General features: G+C 73.8%; 19 protein-coding genes. 8 read left to right on the forward strand and 11 right to left on the reverse strand.

Going from position 1 to position 18,657, the window contains the following annotated elements; genetic code table 11:
* Positions 1–107: 107 nt before the first annotated feature.
* The 3 genes from ACZ4UX_RS20385 to ACZ4UX_RS20395 form a co-directional block, all read right to left on the reverse strand.
* Entirely contained in the window at positions 108–752 is a 645-nt protein-coding gene (locus ACZ4UX_RS20385) for a TetR/AcrR family transcriptional regulator (protein WP_465707676.1), read from the reverse strand.
* A 56-nt stretch (positions 753–808) separates the two neighbouring features.
* Entirely contained in the window at positions 809–1,771 is a 963-nt protein-coding gene (locus tag ACZ4UX_RS20390; protein WP_465707677.1) for a quinone oxidoreductase family protein, read from the reverse strand.
* A gap of 162 nt (positions 1,772–1,933) precedes the next feature.
* On the reverse strand, positions 1,934–2,434 hold the full coding sequence (locus tag ACZ4UX_RS20395; RefSeq protein WP_359808933.1) for a hypothetical protein: 501 nt from the start codon (positions 2,432–2,434) through the stop codon (positions 1,934–1,936).
* Positions 2,435–2,830: 396 nt separating this feature from the next.
* Between ACZ4UX_RS20395 and ACZ4UX_RS20400 the strand changes: the two genes are divergently transcribed.
* Entirely contained in the window at positions 2,831–3,871 is a 1,041-nt protein-coding gene (locus ACZ4UX_RS20400) for a serine hydrolase domain-containing protein (RefSeq protein WP_465707678.1), read from the forward strand.
* A gap of 55 nt (positions 3,872–3,926) precedes the next feature.
* On the opposite strand, the gene ACZ4UX_RS20405 is transcribed toward ACZ4UX_RS20400, so the two are convergent.
* Positions 3,927–4,913 (reverse strand): ArsR family transcriptional regulator, encoded by a 987-nt coding sequence (locus tag ACZ4UX_RS20405; protein ID WP_465707679.1) that lies wholly within the window; start codon positions 4,911–4,913, stop codon positions 3,927–3,929.
* Positions 4,914–5,020: 107 nt separating this feature from the next.
* Between ACZ4UX_RS20405 and ACZ4UX_RS20410 the strand changes: the two genes are divergently transcribed.
* Together ACZ4UX_RS20410 and ACZ4UX_RS20415 are read left to right on the forward strand one after the other, a co-directional pair.
* Positions 5,021–6,349 carry an MFS transporter gene (locus ACZ4UX_RS20410; RefSeq protein WP_465707680.1) on the forward strand — a complete coding sequence of 443 codons (1,329 nt, stop codon included), beginning with the start codon at positions 5,021–5,023 and terminating at the stop codon, positions 6,347–6,349.
* Positions 6,342–7,145 (forward strand): methyltransferase domain-containing protein, encoded by an 804-nt coding sequence (locus tag ACZ4UX_RS20415; protein ID WP_465707681.1) that lies wholly within the window; start codon positions 6,342–6,344, stop codon positions 7,143–7,145. Before ACZ4UX_RS20410 ends, ACZ4UX_RS20415 begins: the two co-directional genes overlap by 8 nt.
* Before the next feature lie 78 nt (positions 7,146–7,223).
* Here the strand turns inward: ACZ4UX_RS20415 and ACZ4UX_RS20420 are convergent, their stop codons facing one another.
* Entirely contained in the window at positions 7,224–8,243 is a 1,020-nt protein-coding gene (locus tag ACZ4UX_RS20420; protein ID WP_465707682.1) for a PI-PLC domain-containing protein, read from the reverse strand.
* A gap of 316 nt (positions 8,244–8,559) precedes the next feature.
* On the opposite strand from ACZ4UX_RS20420, the gene ACZ4UX_RS20425 reads away from it, so the two are divergent.
* The 3 genes from ACZ4UX_RS20425 (at position 8,560) to ACZ4UX_RS20435 (ending at position 11,269) form a co-directional block, all read left to right on the forward strand.
* Positions 8,560–9,621, forward strand: a complete 1,062-nt coding sequence (locus ACZ4UX_RS20425) for a DUF4190 domain-containing protein (protein ID WP_465707683.1) — start codon at positions 8,560–8,562, stop codon at positions 9,619–9,621.
* Positions 9,622–9,788: 167 nt separating this feature from the next.
* A complete protein-coding gene (locus ACZ4UX_RS20430) occupies positions 9,789–10,007 on the forward strand; it encodes a hypothetical protein (protein ID WP_465707684.1) in 219 nt (72 codons plus the stop codon).
* Between the two features lie 620 nt (positions 10,008–10,627).
* The gene (locus ACZ4UX_RS20435) at positions 10,628–11,269 is read left to right on the forward strand and encodes a DUF5134 domain-containing protein (RefSeq protein WP_465707685.1); all 642 of its coding nucleotides are present in this window, start codon (positions 10,628–10,630) and stop codon (positions 11,267–11,269) included.
* A gap of 23 nt (positions 11,270–11,292) precedes the next feature.
* Here ACZ4UX_RS20435 and ACZ4UX_RS20440 read toward each other — a convergent pair whose 3' ends face one another.
* Entirely contained in the window at positions 11,293–11,547 is a 255-nt protein-coding gene (locus ACZ4UX_RS20440; protein ID WP_465707686.1) for a hypothetical protein, read from the reverse strand.
* Positions 11,548–11,752: 205 nt separating this feature from the next.
* Between ACZ4UX_RS20440 and ACZ4UX_RS20445 the strand changes: the two genes are divergently transcribed.
* Positions 11,753–13,237: a tyrosinase family protein gene (locus ACZ4UX_RS20445; protein ID WP_465707687.1), complete on the forward strand. Its 1,485-nt coding sequence runs from the start codon at positions 11,753–11,755 to the stop codon at positions 13,235–13,237.
* Positions 13,238–13,360: 123 nt separating this feature from the next.
* Here ACZ4UX_RS20445 and ACZ4UX_RS20450 read toward each other — a convergent pair whose 3' ends face one another.
* From ACZ4UX_RS20450 to ACZ4UX_RS20460, 3 genes are all read right to left on the reverse strand, one after another.
* Entirely contained in the window at positions 13,361–14,083 is a 723-nt protein-coding gene (locus tag ACZ4UX_RS20450; RefSeq protein WP_465707688.1) for an aspartate/glutamate racemase family protein, read from the reverse strand.
* A 244-nt stretch (positions 14,084–14,327) separates the two neighbouring features.
* On the reverse strand, positions 14,328–14,546 hold the full coding sequence (locus ACZ4UX_RS20455) for an SbtR family transcriptional regulator (protein ID WP_465707689.1): 219 nt from the start codon (positions 14,544–14,546) through the stop codon (positions 14,328–14,330).
* A gap of 458 nt (positions 14,547–15,004) precedes the next feature.
* A complete protein-coding gene (locus ACZ4UX_RS20460; protein WP_465707690.1) occupies positions 15,005–15,487 on the reverse strand; it encodes a hypothetical protein in 483 nt (160 codons plus the stop codon).
* Between the two features lie 172 nt (positions 15,488–15,659).
* Here ACZ4UX_RS20460 and ACZ4UX_RS20465 point away from each other — a divergent pair, with 172 nt between their 5' ends.
* Complete coding sequence (locus tag ACZ4UX_RS20465; protein WP_329485390.1) at positions 15,660–15,971, forward strand: NIPSNAP family protein; 312 nt, start codon at positions 15,660–15,662, stop codon at positions 15,969–15,971.
* Positions 15,972–16,199: 228 nt separating this feature from the next.
* On the opposite strand, the gene ACZ4UX_RS20470 is transcribed toward ACZ4UX_RS20465, so the two are convergent.
* Both ACZ4UX_RS20470 and ACZ4UX_RS20475 read right to left on the reverse strand, forming a co-directional pair.
* A complete protein-coding gene (locus tag ACZ4UX_RS20470) occupies positions 16,200–17,900 on the reverse strand; it encodes a hypothetical protein (protein WP_465707691.1) in 1,701 nt (566 codons plus the stop codon).
* On the reverse strand, positions 17,897–18,646 hold the full coding sequence (locus tag ACZ4UX_RS20475; RefSeq protein ID WP_465707692.1) for an ABC transporter ATP-binding protein: 750 nt from the start codon (positions 18,644–18,646) through the stop codon (positions 17,897–17,899). The genes ACZ4UX_RS20470 and ACZ4UX_RS20475 overlap by 4 nt, the downstream gene beginning before the upstream one ends.
* Positions 18,647–18,657: the final 11 nt, after the last annotated feature.

Below are 18,657 nucleotides of genomic sequence, written 5' to 3' on the forward strand. Positions count from 1 at the left end.
ACCCCCCCCCCTTCTCCCCCTCCCCCCCCCCCCCCCCCCCCCCCCCCCCCCCCCCCCCCCCCCCCCCCCCCCCCCCCCCCCCCCCCCCCCCCCACCGCCGGGCGGGTTCACTCGGCCACGGCTGAGCGGGCCGTGCGGCCGGTGCCGGTCTCGACGGCCGCGGCGGTCCGGCCGCGCAGGCGCGCGATGCCCACGTCCAGAGCGGCCTCCAGGTGGGTGGTCGCGCCCGTGGTGAGGAGGATCAGCACGCCGCCCTGGATGCCGGCCAGCAGGGCGGCGGCCTCGCGGTCGGGGTCCAGGTCGGGGTCGGTCTCGCCGGCGTCCCGCAGGTGGCGGATGCCCGCGGCCAGCTGTTGCTGCCACCGGTCGAGCAGGCCGCCGGCCACGGTCCGCGTGGCGTCGGTGGCCGGGCCCAGCTGGGCGAGGGCGGTGTGCAGCGGACAGTCGGTGCCCTGGGCGCGGTAGCGGGCGACGACCTTGTCGCGCCACCGCTGCCAGGCGGCCCACGAGGTGAGGGAGCCGAGCTCCGGCTGCTGGTCGTCGATCACCCGGGCCGCCTCGTGCCGGGCCACGGCGAGGAGCAGCTCGTCCTTGCCGTCGGGGAAGTAGTGGAACAGCTGGCTCTTGCTGGTCGCCGTGTGGGCCATGACGTCCTCCAGCCGCAGCGCGAACACGCCCTGGGCGCGGATCTGCTCGGCGGCGCCCTCGACGATGCGCTGCCTGGTCGCGGCGCCCTTGCGGGTGAGCGGCATGTGTCCTCCCGGTACGAGCTGTCGGCTCCCATCGAAGCGGATCCGGCCCGGCGGTGTCACGGCAGGAGCAGCAGCTTGCCGGTGGTGCGGCGGGATTCGAGGTCGGCGTGGGCGCGGGCCGCGTCGGCGAGCGGGTACCGGCCGCCGACCCGCGGAGTGAGGCGGCCGGCCAGGACCAGGTCGAAGACCTCACCGGTGCGCCGGACGAGCGCCTCGCGGGTGGCGACGTGGTGGTGCACCACGGGATAGGTCAGCAGGATGCTGTTGGGCAGGTCGGTGGGCCGCAGGGTCGGGACGCCCATGAAGGGGCCGTAGTAGGCGTGCACGCCGTGCGGGCGCAGGGCCAGTTGGGAGGAGCGGAAGGTGTCGGCGCCACCGCCGTCGTAGACGACGTCGGCGCCGCGTCCGCCGGTCAGCTCCTTGATCCGGCCCTCGAAGCCGCCGCCGGAGTGGACCAGGACGTGGTCGGCGCCGGCCTCCTTCGCGGCGGCGGACTTCTCCTCGCGGGAGACCAGGCCGATCACGTCGCCGCCACGGGCCTTGACCATCTGGGTGAGCAACTGGCCGACGCCGCCCGCCGCGGCGTGCACCACGGCGGTGTCGCCCGGGCCGATCGGGTAGGTCTCGGTGCTGAGGTGGCTGGCGGTCAGGCCCTGCATCATCAGGGCGGCCGCCGTCTCGTCGTCGACGCCGTCGGGCACCTTGACCAGGGAGTCCGCCGGGACGGCGAGCAACTCGGCGTAGCTGCCCGGGTGGTAGAACCAGGCCACCCGGTCGCCGACGGCGAGGCCCCGGACCCCGTCGCCGAGCGCGGTGACGTACCCCGTGCCCTCGACGCCGAGGACCGTCGGGGCCGCCCAGCCGGGACCGCCCTGGGTGCGGGCACCGATGTCCATGTAGTTGACCCCGGCGACCCCCAGGCGTACCAGTGCCTCGCCGGGGCCGGGGGTGGGGTCGGGCAGCTCGGTCCAGTGCATGGCCTCGGGGCCGCCGTGCTTCTCGATCCGGATCGCGTGCATGGTGCCGCCTCTCTGCAGGGCTTCTTCGTGAGGGAACGGTCAGCACGTTAGGCGGCTCAAAATGGACCGGCAAGTCCAAAACCCGCGCTCGGAAGGCCGGTTGGCGACCCCGAGGGTCCGTGGGGCCCTCGGGCCGGACCGGGTTCGGGTTCGGGTTCGGGTTCAGGCCAGGGTGACGGTGAGGGCGGAGTCGTCGCGGCTGAGGTGGTCGATCCGGAGCTCGCCGGAGGCGCCGGTGTAGTCGCCCGTCCCGCCGGTGATCGCGAAGGTGTGGGACCACGGCTGGTAGCCCAGCGCCACCTCGGTCACCGCCGGAAGCGGCCGCTCGAAGGCACCGGCGGCGGTGAGCATCCCGTCGGTGAGGCGCAGCGCCACGGTGGCCAGGACCAGGGACCCGGTCGGCCCGACGGTGATCGGCAGGCTGTGCGCGCTCTCGGTGCCGACCGGATTGTCGTCGGTGTCGCGGAGTTCGTAGTGGACGAAGTACGGTGCGCCGGCGGTGAGGACGCCCGGGATGTCGGCCGCCGCTCGCCTGCCCTTCAGGTTCAGGGTCGAGGCCCGCCGGCTCGCCCGGGCGGTCCCGGTCGCGCCGAGGGTCGCACCCATGCCGACTGCTGCCGCGGATGCCACGCGCAGGGCGTGCCTGCGGTCGATGTTCGTCATCACGTTCCCGATGCCTGGTGGGGTGGTGGGCGGACGCACGAGGGGTGCGCCCGTGTCCCGGTGGACACGGCGGCTGCCTTCCCCGTTCCGCGCGGTGCCTACCCCGACCTGCTCCGGATCCCCTCGAACGGGCTATGGAGCGAACCGGAGGGTGCGGGGTGGGGACAGCCCCCGTACCGACACGGGCGTCAGCGGGATGGGCAGCCGGTGCGGCGGCCCGGCACGATGAGTCAGGACGAACACGGGCAACGAGGACAGGAGCAATCAGTGAAGGTACGTACGGGGGCCGCGGCAGTGTGGGTGGGGATGTGCGTGGTGGCGGCAGCGGGCGTCCTCCCGGGGGCCGCGGCCGCGGCGGACCGCCCGTCGGCCCCACCGGCCGGCCTCAAGGCAGCCTTGGAACAGACGGTCGTGGACGGGTTCCCGGGTGTCGTGGCGTACACCCGGAACGGCGAGCGGGAGTCCCGCGCGGCGGCCGGGCTCGCCGACACCGCGAGCGGCGAGCGGGCCCGGCCCGACCAGCGTTTCCGGATCGCCAGCAACACCAAGTCGTTCGTGTCGACGGTGCTGCTGCAACTGGAGGGCGAGGGGCGGCTCTCCCTCGACGACAGCGTGGAGCGGTGGCTGCCGGGCACGGTCCGGGGGAACGGCAACGACGGCGCGGCCGTGACCGTCCGCCAACTGCTCAACCACACCTCGGGCATCTACGACCCCACGACCGAGCCGGCGTTCTTCGCCCCCTACCTGGAACACCAGGACCGGGACTTCGTCTACACCCCGCGGGAGGTGGTCGCGCTGGCCGTCCGGCACGCGCCGCTCTTCGCCCCCGGCACCGACTGGGCGTACTCCAACACCAACTACCTGCTCGCCGGGCTGGTCATCGAGGCGGTCACCCATCGCAGCGCGCCCTCCGAGATCCAGCGGCGGATCATCGCGCCGCTCGGCCTCAAGGACACCTCCTTCCCGGTGACCGACCCCGACATCCACGGTCCCCATCTGCACGGCTACGACCTCGCGGGGCACGATGTCACCCGGTTCAGCCCGTCGTACGACTGGACCGCCGGCGCCATGATCTCCACCGTCGACGACCTGTCCCGGTTCCACCGGGCCCTGTTCGCCGGCAGGTTGCTGCGCCCCGCCCAGCAGCGCGAACTCCTGACCACGGTCGACTTCCCCGACAAACCGGCCTACGGACTCGGCGTGCAGCGCCGGGACGTGGAGTGCGGCACCGAGCCGGACACCAGGCAGGTCGGTACCTGGACGACGGACGGCGGCGGCCCCGGCTACACGAGCGTGTCCCTCACCACCGTCGACGGTGAACGGCAGCTCGTCCTGGCCGTCAACCTCTACGACCTCGGGGCCGACCTCAAGGGCGCGCCGCCCGTCCCGCGGAGTACGGGACTGATGGAGGCGCAGACGGCCGCCCTGTGCGGCTGATGCCCCGACAGCTCGGAGTCGACCTCCCGTCACCCCCGGGGCCGGGCGGTCGGTGCTACGGCCCGGGGGGAGCGGGGGAGCCGAGCAGTTGGTCCCCGAGGTGGCTGCGGCGGTAGAGGATTCGGCGGCCGTCTCGGGCGCGGGCCACCAGGCCGGTCGCGTGCAGGACGCGCAGGTGCTGGGAGACGGCGCTGGGGGAGACGTGCAGGCGGCGGGCGAGTTCGACTCCCGCCAGGGGCTCATCGAGGAGGGCGAGCAGCCGCGCCTTGGGCGGGCCCACCAGCGCCGCCAGCGCCGGAGCATCGGGCGCGGGCTCCCGGGACCAGAGGGTCGCCACACCGCGGCAGGGGTAGGAGAGGGCCGGCGCGCCGTCCGGGCTGAGCGGGGGCGCCGGCTTGTGGGCGAAGACGGACGGCACCAGCAGCAGACCGCGTCCCGAGACGGCGACGTGGTGGCGGCTGATCATGTCGGCGATGCGCAGCACCCCGTTCTCCCAACGCAGGAAGGGATGCATGTCGGCGAAGAGCAGACGGGCGCCTCCGACGGCTAGCCGGCGTGCCCGGTAGGTCATGTCGGCCTCCAGGAGGAGCCGCATCCGGGGCCAGCTCGGCCGTACGGCCAGCTCCCAGTACCGCTCCAGGGCGTCGCAGAGCGCGTCCCGAAGCCGCGCGGGGTCCGAGCGGGCCTCCAGAAGGGGTGCGGGGAGCCGGTCCGGCGCGTGGGTGGCCAGCAGGTCGGCCCTCACGACCTCCGGAGCGGTCCGGCGGACGACGGCCAGCTCCTCCTCGAAGGGCGGGGCGAAGCTCTCCGGCCGCGGGGTCAGGAAGTCGGGCAGGGTGCGCCGTGCGGAGACCACGGAGAGCAGCAACTCGGTTTCCGGCCCGGCCAGTCGGGGGAGGATCGACCGCCGCCACGGCAGGTGGAGCGCGGAGAGACCGGGCTCGCGGAGCACCCGCAGACTCACCACGGCCTCGTGCAGGGGCGAGAGGGCGAAACGGGTGTCCGCGAGATCCTCGACGCCCAGTTCGAAGGTGACGACCATGAAGCCCCACGCTACATCCATTGGCGGCGACCACCCGGGTGCCGTGGACTGCCCCGCATGACACCTGAAGCGAACCCGGCCACCGTCGCCCTCGGCGGTGAGGTGGGATGAGCCGCCGCCTTCTCCTGCTCCTCTCGCTGACCTGTGCCTTCGGCGTGGGCAACCTCTACTTCCCGCAGGCGATCACCCCACTGGTCGCCGCCGGACTTGGCACGTCGCTCGATTCCGCCACGCTGGTGGTGACGGCGGTCCAGATCGGTTACACGGTCGGGATCTTCCTGCTGGTACCGCTCGGCGACCGGCTCCCCAGCCGGCCGCTGCTCGTCACCCTGCTCACCCTCAGCGGTGTCGGGCTGCTGGCGGCAGCCTGCGCCCCGACCCTGCCGGCCCTGGTGGCCGCCGGAGCCTTCGTCGGCGCCACCACGGTCGCCGCGCAGATCATCTCCCCGATGGCGGCCGGCATGGTGCCCGCCGACCGGCGCGGTGCGGTGCTCGGCACCCTGCTGAGCGGCTCCATCGGCGGCATGCTGCTGGCCCGCACCTTCGGCGGGGCGCTCGGCGAGTGGCTCGGATGGCGGGCCCCGTACCTGGTGGCCGGCGCGCTGGTGCTGGCGCTCGCGGCGGTGCTGGCGCGCGCCCTGCCGGACGGGACCACCGCCACCGCGTCGGCCACCCGGCAGCCCTACCCCGCGCTGCTCGCCGAACCGCTCAGGCTGCTGCGCGCCGAACCGGAACTGCGCCGCTTGTGCTTCTACCAGGCGACGGTCTTCGCCGGCTTCTCGGCCGTCTGGACCTGCCTGCCGCTGCTGCTCACCGAACCGGCCTACGGCCTGGGCGCCCAGGCGGTCGGGATGCTCGCGCTGGTGGGTACGGCGACCATGGTCTGCACCCCGCTCGCGGGTCGCCACGTCGACCGGCGGGGCTCCGACCCGGTGAACCTGATCGCCCTGCTCGGCACCCTTGGCGCGGCGGCGGTCCTTGCGGCGGGCGGCTGGGGCGGCGCACCCGGGCTGGCGGTCCTCGTCCTCGGCACGCTCCTGCTCGACGTCGCGATGCAGTCCGGCATGATCGCCAACAAGACCCGGGTCTACGAGCTCCGCCCCGACGCCCGCTCCCGGCTCAACACCGCCTACATGACCTGCGGTTACCTCGGCGGCAGCGCCGGCTCCTGGCTCGGCGTCCGGGTCTACGGCCTCGCCGGCTGGCCGGCCGTCTGCGCTCTGGTGGCGCTCCTCGCCGTCCTCGCGCTGGCCCGCCACCTGGCGCCGCCGCTCCGCCGGCGCGGGTCGGACCGGGCCGCCGGAGCGGCCGGACCCATCGCGGCGCGCTCCACCGACGAACGCACCGCCCACTCCTGGCCGGCGGCCGGCGGCCGGCGAGCGGAGCCGGTGCGGGCGCGGGTACAGGCGCAGGTGCCACAATCGCCCCATGAGTGAGCACGGCACCGACCACGGCTACCTGCTGGACAACAAGCAGGCCGAGGCGGGCGTTCGCTTCGGCGCCCTCGCCGAGCTGTTCGACCAGGTGACGTTCCGGCACGTCGACCGGATCGGCATCGGCCCCGGCATGCGGTGCTGGGAGGTCGGCGCCGGCGGACCCTCCGTCCCCCTCGGGTTGGCCGAACGCGTCGGCCCGACCGGGGCGGTGGTCGCCACCGACCTCGACGTCGGCTGGACCAGGGACATCGCCGGCGGCGCGATCGAGGTGCTGGTCCACGACGTGGCGGCCGATCCGCCGCCGCCCGGCGGCTTCGACCTGGTACACGCCCGGCTGGTCCTGGTGCACGTCGCCGACCGCGCCGAGGCCCTGCGCAGGATGGTCAGCGCGCTGCGCCCCGGTGGCCGGCTGCTCCTGGAGGACGCCGACCCCGCGTTGCAGCCGCTGCTCTGCCCGGACGAGTCCGGCCCCGAGCAGCGGCTCGCCAACCGCTTGCGCACGGGGTTTCGCACCCTGATGGCGGCGCGCGGCGCGGACCTCGCCTACGGGCGGACCCTGCCCAGGGTGCTGCGCGAAGCCGGCCTGGAGGACGTGCGGGCCGACGCGTACTTCCCGATCGCCTCACCGGCGTGCGCCGTACTGGAGGACGCGACGGTGCGGCAGATCCGCCACCGTCTGGTCGAGCACGGGCTCGCCACCGACGAGGAGATCGACCGGCACCTGGCGAACGTCGCCACCGGGCGGCTCGACCTCGCCACCGCTCCGATGATCTCCGCATGGGGACGCCGCCCGTAGCCCCGCCCGACGGCTGTCGGACCGGTCCACGGGCGGCGCCGGGCGCCGGACCGGGGGCTCCCGGCCGCGACGGTCCCGCTACCGGAAGAGGCGGTCGCCGGAGTTGGCCATCCGGTGGGTGCCGCTGTGGCGGTTCACCCAGTCACGGATCAGGTTGACGGCGTTGGCGCACTGCCAGCTGTTGTCGTACTCGCGCACGCCGGTGAAGGCGCCGTAGCCGGCGATGATGCCGTCCACGCGGGCGTCGCCGAGGAGCTTGTCGACGTACCACGGGTCGTTGTACGTGGTCGTCCAGGACAGCGTGGCCGCGAGCCGCCCGGCGGCCCGGTCACCGGCGCCCTTCTTCAGCTCCGCGCAGGTGTTGTAGGTGAGTTCCGTGCAGTTGCCGAACCCCTTGGTGATGTCGGAGTCGCCGTAGTCCATCGCCCGGTGCCCGGCCGGGAACCCGTTGCCGGACCGGTCGAAGGCGCCCTGGACCTGGTCGCGGGTCCCGGTCGAGGTGATGCCCTCCAGCGGGCCGAGCCTGCCCGCCAGGCTCTGCCAGCCCCGGCCGCCGACGTCCGGGGTGCTGCCGCCGTGGTACTCGAAGAAGCCGTAGAGCACCTGGATCCCGGCGGCCGTCAGCCGCTGCGCCTTGTCACGCAGCCCGGCGACGCTGCACGTACGGTTCGGCTGCTCCCCGCAGTAGTTCGGGTCCTTGATGTCCAGCCAGACCAGGGCGAGCCGGCGTCCCGCGTTGGCGTTGGAGAGGATGCGGTCGATCATGCTGTCGAAGCTGGGGCCCAGTCGGTTCTCACCGGCCGAGGAACAGTCGTGGTAGGCACGCCATTCGTTCGGGTTCCACCACGCGCAGACGTCGATCTCGATCGCGTTGGCGCCGTGGTTGAGCGCGGCGTCCACGCCGTCCAGGGTGTCGACCCGGTGCGCGATGGCGTAGATGGCCTGGCGCTGGTCGGCGGCCGCGGCCGCGGGGGCGGCCTGGGTGGCGGCCGGAGCGGCGGTCGTGGCGGGGGCGGCGAGGGCGGGTGTGGCCAGCGTGAGCAGCGCGGCCAGGGCCGCGGCCGTGGCGCGGAGGGAGCGGCGGACGGACAGCTTCATCGGTAGGTCCTTTCTGTGCGGGATCCGGCCCAATTGTCCCGTGCATGACAATGAAGGGGGAGTGTATTCTCGGCCAACTTCGTGCACGGACTTGCTGTGCGGGTATCGAATGGCTCCGAGGGGGCGGCCGAGGCCCGTCGTGCGCGATACGCCGGGCGGCGTCGGGGGTGTCGCCGGACACCGGTATGTTGATCACCCGCCGACCCCGCCGGTGTCCCGTCCCGGGGGCCGGCCGGCCGGGCGGGTCCGGTCTCGGTCCGCGTGGGGCCCGGGAGCCCGGCAGCCTGTCGTCCCAACGTGCTTGAAGGAACTTCGTATGGCCATACCTGACCTGCCAGAGACTCGGCCGACCGCGGAGGGACCGGCCAACACCGACCCCTGGGCACCGCCGGACCCGGGCAAGGGTCAGGCTCAGGTCCAGGGTGAGACCGCGGCCACGACCGCCGCCCCCGCCGGTGCGCCGGCACCGGTCCCCGGCGGGGCCCCGGGCGCGGGTGCGCCGTACTGGCCGCCGTACGCGATGCCGCCGCCACCGCCCCGCAACGGCCTGGGCATCACGGCCATGGTGCTCGGAATCGTCGGTACGGTCCTGAGCCTGGTCATCATCCTGTTCTGGCTCTCCTGGCTGCCTGCCCTGCTCGCCGTGATCTTCGGCGCCGTCGGGCTGGGCCACGTGCGCAAGGGCGTGGCCACCAACCGGGCCATGGCGGTCTCGGGCGTGGTGCTCGGGATCGTCGGCCTGCTGGTCTCGGTCGGCGCCGGGGTGTTCGTGGTGGCCGAGGTGCGGGCCGTCCACCAGGAGCAGCGGGCGGAGGAGGCGGCCGCGCGCGCTCGTGCGGACGCGCTGACCAGGGCCGCCGAGGAGCGGGCGGCGAAGGAGAAGGAGCGGATCGAGACCGAGCGGAGGCGGATCGAGGCCGAACGGCAGCGGATCGAGGCCGAACAGGAGAAGGCCGCCGCGGAGGAGAAGGCCCGCCACCTGTCGTTCGGCCAGTCCTACACCTACGGCGACGGGCTGAAGGTCACGATGGCCAAGCCGGAGCCGTACGTCCCGAGTTCGGCGGTCTTCGATCCCCCCAAGGACGCCAGGATCGTCCAGGTGAGGATCACGGTCGTCAACACCGGGTCCACGGACCTCTCGCTCTACGGATCGGGGATGCCCATCGTGAAGGACGCCAAGGGCGACCTCGTCTTCTCGCTGACGGACGGCAGCGGACGGCTGAAGCTCCTCAGCGGTTCTCTCGCGCCCGGCCAGCAGGCCGTGGGCCTGTCCGCCTACGCCCTGCCGAAGGACGCGGCCGACCCGTTCACCGTCGAGTTCGACTACGGCACCGGCCTGCTGCGCAAGGGCGTCGTCTTCTCGGGCCCACCCAGCTGACCCGAGGCACTCCGTGACGGGGGCAGCTCCCGTCACGGGCCCTCCGGCGATCCCTCGCGGGCGCCGGGGCCCCGTGCTGGGCCCGGCGGACACGAGCGCCCGTCACCGCGGCACGGGCGGCCGTCCGCACCGGTCACGGCACCCGCCCGCTCGCCGGGCAGGAGCCGGTGGTCGAGAAGCTGGCACGGGATCCGTCGCTGCGCCTGCGGGAGGACGGCCGCCGACTCCTGCGACTGCTGCGGCAGACCACCGACACCGGATGGTCCGGCCTGATCGCCGCCGTGCCGCCGCACTGCGAGGCCCAGGTCGGCCACCTCGCCCGGGCCATCGCCGCCCAGTGGCTGGCGTTCGCCAAGCAGGTGGAACGGCGCGAGCCCCCGGTCTGACCAGCCGGCACCGTCCGCGGCCGCCCTGTTCGTGGCGGCCCTGTTCGTGGCGGCCCTGTCCGGCGAACGGCGCGGGGCCGGTCGAGTCGGCGGCCCTGGATCCGACGCGCCGCAGCGATGTCGACGGGCGGTGCTTCGGGACGGGCGTGGCTCTGACGCTCTCGGGCCCGCAGCACTGCCCGGGGCCCGGGGCCGCGGCGAAGCCCGCGCGCGGGTGGATTCACCTGCGCGGCCGCGGCCGCGATCATCGGTGCCCTCGCCTGCTGGAGCCACCGCCTGCCGTGGTGAGCGGCGGCACAGACGGCGCTCCCACGGCGGTTCGTGCGGGCCTGAGCTGCGCGGGGGTACCGCCGGGGACGGCGGAAGCCGGCCGGAGGCGGGGCGCCTCGGGAGGTGCCTCAGGCCCCCGCGCCAGGGCCGGGAACCGGTGGCCGGGCAACGCTCCGTAGTCGATGACGCTCCGTCAGTTCGGCCGCATCGCGGCCCCGGTCACTCCCTGTTCCCACGGTCGAGGGGACCGGCGGTGCCCGCCGGCCGGGCGGTCCGGTCTCCCCGTGCGCCCCGCCGCACCGCGGCCTACCGTGGAGACGAGGGGTACGGCCATGGAACGGGGGTCTCCCGTGCAAGAGCCCGTGATCGCCACCGCCCTGCTGATCGCTCTGACCGGCTGGTGTGCGGTCCACTGCGCCCTCGCCGCCGCGGGGCGCGGCTGTCCGGACCGCCGGCTGGAGCCGATCGAGTTCGTGACGGCCCTCGCCATGGTCGCCATGGTGGCACCGGCGGCGGACCCGTTGCCGCGAGTCCTGTGGGCCGCCCTGCTCGCCACGGCCGCGGCCTGGCCGGCGGTCCTGCTGGCGGGGCGGATAGGCCGTCACCACCGCTCGGCCCCGATCGGCGCCCTGCGTCACTATCCGCACCACCTCCTCAGCGCGGCGGTGATGGCCGCCCTGGTGCTGCTGATGGCACCGGCGCAGCACCACGCGGGCGCCGGCCACACCGGTGGCGGCCACGGGGGCGGCCATGCCGCGGTGCCGGAGTGGGCCCTGCTGGCGCTGGTCGCCTACTTCCTGGTCCACGCGGCCCGCGGCGCGGGCACGCTCCTGCCGCGTCCGGCCGCCGGGGGCCGGACGCGGGGGGAACGACCGGCAGGGCGGTCGGCCCGTGTCCACGGACCTGCCGCCCTGACCTCACCCGACCTGGTCGCCGCGCGGCGCACGGTGATGTCGATCGGTATGGCCTACATGCTGCTCGGCATGAGTTGACGGCGGGCCGTCCGGTGACCGGGTCACGCACCGTCGCGGCGCACCGCCAGAAAGCTCGCGGTCTGCCCGGTGGGGCCACCCGAGTGCGGCTCCGCCCGCAGCACCGCCCCGGCCAGGACCATCCGCTGGTCGATCCCGGTCTCCCAGTGGCGCAGGACGACGCCGTCGTACTCGTAGTGGAGGTCCGCGACGGGCGGTCGGCCCCGGCCGCTCAAGGTGAACGGGAGGCGGGGCGATTCCTCGGCCCGGCCGGCGCCGGTCAGATCGCTGACGTTCATGGCGCCCCTCCTGGACGGGTGAGGCGGATCGAGCACCTCGTTCCAGGGTCCTGCGGGCGCCCCGTGCCGCCCACCGCTGCTCGTCCGGACAGCGGGCCCGGTTCACCTCCTCGAAGGCTTGTGGACGAAGCACCACGGGGTGGCCGCCGCCGCCCCGGGAAGCCGGGCCGCCCGGCCAGGGCGCCCGGCCCACCCTAGGAGTGACATGTCGAACGGAACGTTCATACGAAGAGACGCCAGCAAGATGGCCGAGTGGGATCCGGTGCTGTACTGGTACGCCCGCGCCGTCGGAAGGATGCAGCAGCGACCCGCCACCGACCCGACGAGCTGGGTCTTCCAGGGGTGCATCCACGGCATCCCGCCCACCGTCACGCAGACGCACGAAGCCTTCAGCCAGTGTCCGCACGGAGGCTGGTTCTTCCTGCCGTGGCACCGCGGCTACCTCTGGTACTTCGAGCGGATCATCCGGGCGGCCATCAAGGAGATCGCCGCCGAGGAGCACATCACGCCCGACCCGTCCACCACCTGGGCCCTGCCGTACTGGGACTACGCGCTGGACGCACCCTCCGCCGGCCCGCCCCCGACCTTCACGACGCGCGCGCTCCCGGCGGCCTTCCGCAGCCCGAAGATGCCGGACCGCCCGGGCGGCACCACCCTGACCGTCGACAACCCGCTCTGCCTCCGGGACGACCTGGAACCCACGACCGAGGCGGAGTTCTGGGCCGCCCCGCATCGTGCCAAGGACAAGAACGCCGCCCACCAGGTCCTCCCCTACGTGGACCTCAACCCCTTCAGGGCGATGAGCGCGACGATCTTCGCTGCCACGAAGAGACTGTCAGCGGTCCAGCCGACCTTCGGCAGCGAGGTCAGCTACACCGTCATGCCTCACTTCCAGTCCGGCTTCGGCGAGCTGGAGAACGTCCCGCACAACCAGGTCCACGGTGGTGTGGGCGGCTGGATGGGCCGGGTGGAGGGCTCCGCCCGCGATCCGATCTTCTGGCTGCACCACGCCAACCTCGACCGGCTCTGGTCGGGCTGGCTGGACAAGGGCAACCAGAACCCGGACCACACGTCCTGGCTGGACCACGAGTTCATCTTCTTCGACGGGAACGGACAGGAGGAACGGCCCACCAGCAAGGTGGTCATGGACGACGCGCGCGACTACGCGTACGAGTCGCTGACCGACGGGTCGGGCACCCGGCCGGTGATCCTGCCGCCGGTCCAGGCCCCACGGGCGGGCGAGCGGGTCCTGGCGGCCTCCGTCGGCAACCCCCGGCAGCCGCTCGACGTCAGGGCGGCGACCACGGTGTCCCTGGAACCGAGCGGCGTCGAGGGTGCCATGCGCTCGCTCGCCGCCCGCGACGAGCCGCAGACCAACCTCATCCTCACCGTGCACGACGTGTACACCGAGATCCCGCCCGGGACGCCGTTCCACGTCTTCCTCAACGGCCCCGGCGGCGACCTCGACCCGGAGGGCCCCTACTTCGTCGGCTGGATCTCCTTCTTCGGCATGGCCGGCGCCGGCGGGCACGACGCCAGCTACGACGTCACCGAGCAGGTCCAACGCCTCAAGGACCAGGGGCTGATGCCGGACGGTCCGCTCACGGTCTCGATCGTGCCGTCCATCCCGCAGCCGGCGACGAACATCCCGCAGCCCAGCTTCGAGAGCGTCAGCCTCACCAGCATCTGATCGTCCCCGTCCCCGTCCCGGGGGCCCCGGCGAGTGCGCCTCGGCGCGTGGATCGTGCTGACGCGGAAATGCTTCGCGCGGGGGAACCCCGCCCGCGAGCTCCGCACCCCGTCTCGGCGGTGGTCAGCGGGCTGCGGTGGGTCCCTCGTGCCGGGTGCCGGACAGCGCTGCGTGCACGGCGGCCGCCGCGTGGAGTCGCGCGGTGGGGAAGACCGGGACGGGGCTGTCCTCGGAACCGATGAGGAGCTCGATCTCGGTACAGCCGAGAATGATCCCCTCCGCACCGTCGGCCACCAGGTCCGTGATGACCTTCCGGTAGGCGGCGCGGGACTCCTCCCGCACGACGCCCAGGCAGAGCTCCTGGTAGATGACGTGGTGGACGATCGCGCGCCCGTCGGCGTCCGGGACGCGCACATCGAGTCCGCCGGCTTCGAGCCGGCCCCGGTAGAAGTCCTGCTCCATGGTGAACGCGGTGCCCAGGAGACCGACCCGGCGCAGGCCCGACGCCCGCACGGCCGTCGCGGTGGCGTCGGCCAGGTGCAGCAGCGGGATGGAGACCGCCGCCTCGACCCGGTCCGCGACCTTGTGCATGGTGTTGGTGCAGATCAGCACCATGTCCGCGCCGGCCGCCTCAAGCGCCCGGGCGGCCGCGGCCAGGATCTCGCCGGCCTCCGTCCAACGGCCCTGCACCTGCAACCGCTCGATCTCCGCGAAGTCCACCGAATAGATCACGCACCGCGCCGAGTGGAGTCCGCCGAGGCGCTCCCGCGTGAACTCGTTCAACAACCGGTAGTACTCCGCCGTCGACTCCCAGCTCATCCCACCGATCAGGCCGATCGTCCGCATCGCCACACCCTCACATCGACTCCGAGCGGCATCGCGGCCGCCGCGCGATGCCTCGCCATAAGGAATCCATCATGGCAGACGCCGATGTATAAGCTTCCCTTGGCTGTCGTGAAGCCTCCGACGCAAAGGAGGCGGAGGACATCGTGACGCCTGCCGCTGGAGGGCAGAGTTCGGCCGATCCGGTCTGCCGACGAATGGTCCTGACGTAGCGTCAGTAACCCGCAAAAGTCCTATGTGTTGCCGGTCAGCGGGCCCGCAGGCCGTCGAAGACCACTTCGAAGATCCGCTGCTGGGCCGCCGGTTCGGTTCCGCGGAGTTCCATCGTCGTACTGGCGCCGGCGATCAAGGCGATCAGTTCCGGCAGACGCAGCTCCAGGCGGACCGCGCCGCCCTGCTGCGCTCCGGCCAGCAGCGTCCGCGACGGTCTGATCGTCCGCAGCCGGGACTTCCACGACCACCTCACCCTCGTCGTGGCCGGCGGCGCCCTGCCGCAGCTGGTGGCCGCACTGGACGGCCGGCAGACCACCGCCTCTCCGGGGGGAGGTAACCCGCCATCGGACCAAGCGTTCAGCATCCCGGTGGCGCCGGCGGGTTCCGTTCCGCTGCCGCCCCCACGACAACGGCCCGGGGCGCGAGAACCTCGCGCCCCGGGCCGTCGAACTCCGGGCTGTCGAACTCCGGCTCGCCGGAGTCCGGTTCAGCCGTAGGCCACCCGTAGATCGTGGAGCTTACGTCGGCCTGGCCCGCATACGCGTTGCTCAGAGTGAAGAGACGGGTGCTCGGACCGAACACGGTGATCATCCAGGAGGCCTGTGACAACACCGCACGGGGGCGCCTCGACGGCGGAGCCTCCGCGCCGCCCGCTGTCACCCGGCCGCACCGGCTGCGCCGCAGGTCAGACGGGGGAGCGACGCGGTGACGCTAGCGCAGCGGCCCGCACTCGTCGACGAGGACGGGCGGTGCCGACAGGAACACGTCGGCGTCGGCCGGGCCGTAGGCGATGTTGAAGGTGTCCAGCCAGTACGACCAGTCCTGCCTCCCCGCCGCGCTGCTGAAGCGGTAGTTCACTTGCCAGCGCACCCACTGACCCGGCCGGAGCCGCACCGCGGGAGGCCTTCGGGGGCGAGGCGGCAGACCGAACAGGGGATCCACACGAGGAAGCACCCGCAACCGGTCCTCCGCCTCGTGAAGGCGGACCGGTACGTCACGAAGCGCCGCCCGGCTCTCGCGCGGCTCGAAGCCGTCGCGCTCGTGCATCCGGACGATGTGCGCGAACGCGGCCGGGGTCACCGGCACCCCGAATCCCACCGGAGCCGCGTTCCTGCGAGCAGCGGCCTCACCGCCCCGGGATGCCTTCGTCCATGACGTCCTGATCCACTGCACCGTGATCGCCGAACCACCCACCTCTTCCCGCTGGAGGACAGGGGACGATCGGACGGACCGAGTCGTCGGCCGATTCCGGGCCTCCGGGCCCCCGGGCGTCGGCCGGCACCGCCAGCTCGTGGGGGCGCTTCGATCTGGTCGAGGACATCGCCGCCCGTTGCGTTCGGGTCGGCGCGGCCGCTTTCATGGGGGCATGATCACCATTCATCTGAAGTACGAGATCGACGCCGACAAGCTGGCGGACTTCGAGGAGTACGGCCGCCGCTGGGTCGGGCTCGTCAACCGGTTCGGCGGGACGCACCACGGCTACTTCCTGCCGAGCGAGGGAGACAGCGACATCGCCTACGCCCTCTTCTCCTTTCCCGGCTTCGCCGCGTACGAGCGGTACCGCACGGACAGCATGACCGACCCGGAGTGCCAGGCGGCCTTCGAACTGGCCCGGAGCACCGGCTGCATCAAGCGGTACGAGCGCCGTTTCCTGCGCCCGCTGGACGTCACCTCCTAGGCCGGGCAGGGGCTTGGACCGGCTGCCCCGGACCGCCGGGGCGATCGGGGCAGCCGGCGGACCGACTTCACGTCCGGCACGTTGACGAGCGCGATGTGCCTGGCCTGGCCTGGCCCGGCCCGGGTCGGCCTCGGTGCAGGGCGGCGGCTCGGTGGTCGTGAGGGCGAGCGGCCCGGGTGGTGGTGCGCCGACGTGTCCGGAGCGACGACCCGTGACGTACGGACGGGGCTAGGGAGCGCTCGTCCCCGGGCGGGCCTTGCTCATCTTCGTCGCCCTGGCCTGCGCCCAGCGCAGGAGCAGGACCGCGACCACCACCGCCATCAGGGCGGCCTTGCCGACCGGGACGGCCGTCCCGCCGCGCAGGGCGGTGGAGAACATCGGCGTCAGCACCGCCACCGCCACGGCAGGCCCGGCCGCGTACCAGGCGGCGAACAGCAGCGGGCCCGTCCCGCCGCCCGCGCCCTGGGCCGGGGACAGCATCAGGTCCTTGCGCAGCACCCCGCGGCAGGCGTTCACCAGCCCCGCGGCGACCAGTGCCGGTGCGGCGGCCGGGGCGAGCCAGGCGGCCGGGCCGCTGCCCGCGGCCAGCAGCGCCCCGGCGCAGGCCAGCCCCAGCAGGAGCCCGGCCACGGTCGGGACGATCGCGTGGCGCAGCATCAGGGCGGCGAACGGATAGGGCGACCAGGAGGCCCGCCGGACGTCGTCCGTCTCGATCCGGGCCGGCTCCAGCAGCTGTGCCACGGCCAGGTAGCCGAACACCAGGGCGGCGGCGGTGGTCAGCCAGGACAGCCCACCGGTGGCGCCGTGCGCGAGGACGGCGCAGAGCAGCGCGGGCACCGCCAGCGCCACCGCGCGACCCAGCCGGGCGGGCGAGCGCAGCAGGGCGAGGGTGTCCCGCCACGGCACGACCTGCCACGCCCGCCGGGGCGCCGGCAGCCGGAGCCTGCGCTGCCGGTCACTGCCGTTGGCGCTGTTCACGGCCAGTCGTGCGCTGCGCAGCTCGACCGTGCGGAGCGCGGCCAGCACCCCGGCGGCCGTCCTGGCCCGCTCCCGCAGCCGGGCCAGTGGCACCGTCGCGGCGGCCCGGTCGGCGAGCGCCAGGGCGGCGACGGTCGACAGCACCAGCAGTGCGGCGGCCGCCCAGCCGCCCGCCACGGCGGCCGGCGTCGGCGCCAGGGCGGCGATCGCGGCCCAGCCCCACGGCCCCGACCACAGCTCGACCAGCTCCAGCCAGTGCACCGGGTGTCCGGCGACGGCCAGCGCGCTCTGCCCGGCCAGCGCGATGATCAGCACGGTCAGGTACGGAGTGAGCCGGCGCACCCAGCGGGCGGCGCGGTCACTGCGCTCCACGACCAGCGCGGCGCAGGTGGCCAGCAGCGGTACGCAGAGCCCCCCGAGCAGGCACCAGCCGAGCGCGGCCGGCAGGCCGACCCGAACGGTCAGCCCGAGCGCGACCATGCCGCCGACCGCGGCCACCAGGCCGGGGAAGGCGGCCACGGCGCAGGACAGCCAGAACCACGGGCGGAGCACCGGGCGGGGCCGGACGGGGTGGATCAGCAGCCAGTCGGTCGCCGCCCGGGGCGGCACCACCGGGCCGCGCCACAGGCCGTCCCGGACCAGCAGGACGAAGGTGAGCAGCCCGATCGCGGTGATCCCGGCGGGCATGGCGGCGAGCAGATCACCGCCGTGGCCGGTGTAGTCGGCGCCCATGGAGGCTTGGAGGAACAGGCCGAGGCTGGGCACGCCGCCCCAGATGATCAGGATGAGGACCACGCAGTAGACCGCGAAGCCGACCGACTTGGCACGGTTGCGCCGGTGGGGGGCCCGCAGGGCGCGGAGCAGGGCGAGCGTCTCGTCGGTCCAGTCGTCGTCGTCCGTCCAGGCCTCGACGGCGAGGTCGCGGTCGGCCTCCGGGTGGGTCGTGGTCACCGGGCACCCGCCGAGCCGGCGGCGGTGCGGGCCGCGAGATCCGCTGCCAGGACCTTGCGGGTCGCGCCCTGCTTCAGGATCTTGCCGTCCTCCAGCACCACCACCCGGTCGGCCACGTCCAGGGCGAGGTCGGTGTGGTGGGTGACCAGGAGCACCGCGACGCCGTCGGCCAGCTCCGCCCTGAGCAGGTCGGCGAGGTGTCGGCGGGCGTCCGGGTCGAGCCGCTGCTCGGGCTCGTCCAGCAGCAGCAGGTCGCGCGGGCGCACCAGCGCGCACGCCAGCAGCAGGGCCTGCATCTGTCCGGAGGAGAGGGCCGAGGGCAGCGCGTCGGCCCGTGCCGTGAGCATCCGGTCGGTCAGTACCTGGGAGACCCAGTCGGGCGCGTCGGCGACCCCGTGCGCGACCGCGACCAGGAGCAGGTGCTCGCGGACGGTCAGGTCGGGGTAGCAGGCGACGGTGTCGCCGACCACCGCCACCCGGGCCCGGACCCGGGGGTCGTTCTCGTCCATCGGGATGCCGTCGAAGACCACGGTGCCCCTGCTGGGGGCGTCGCGTCCGGCCGCGACCCTGAGCAAGGTCGACTTGCCCGATCCGTTGTGGCCGAGCAGTGCCACGCACTCTCCGGCGGCCAGCGACAGGCTCACGGGGTGCAGCACCTCCCGCTCGCCGTACGAGCGGCTGACGCCGGTCAGCTGCAGCAGGGGCTTGCGGGCCGCGGCACGTGGTTCGGCGGCGTTCTTGGCCATGGGGAGGGCGC

This window comes from Kitasatospora sp. NPDC028961, assembly GCF_055564815.1.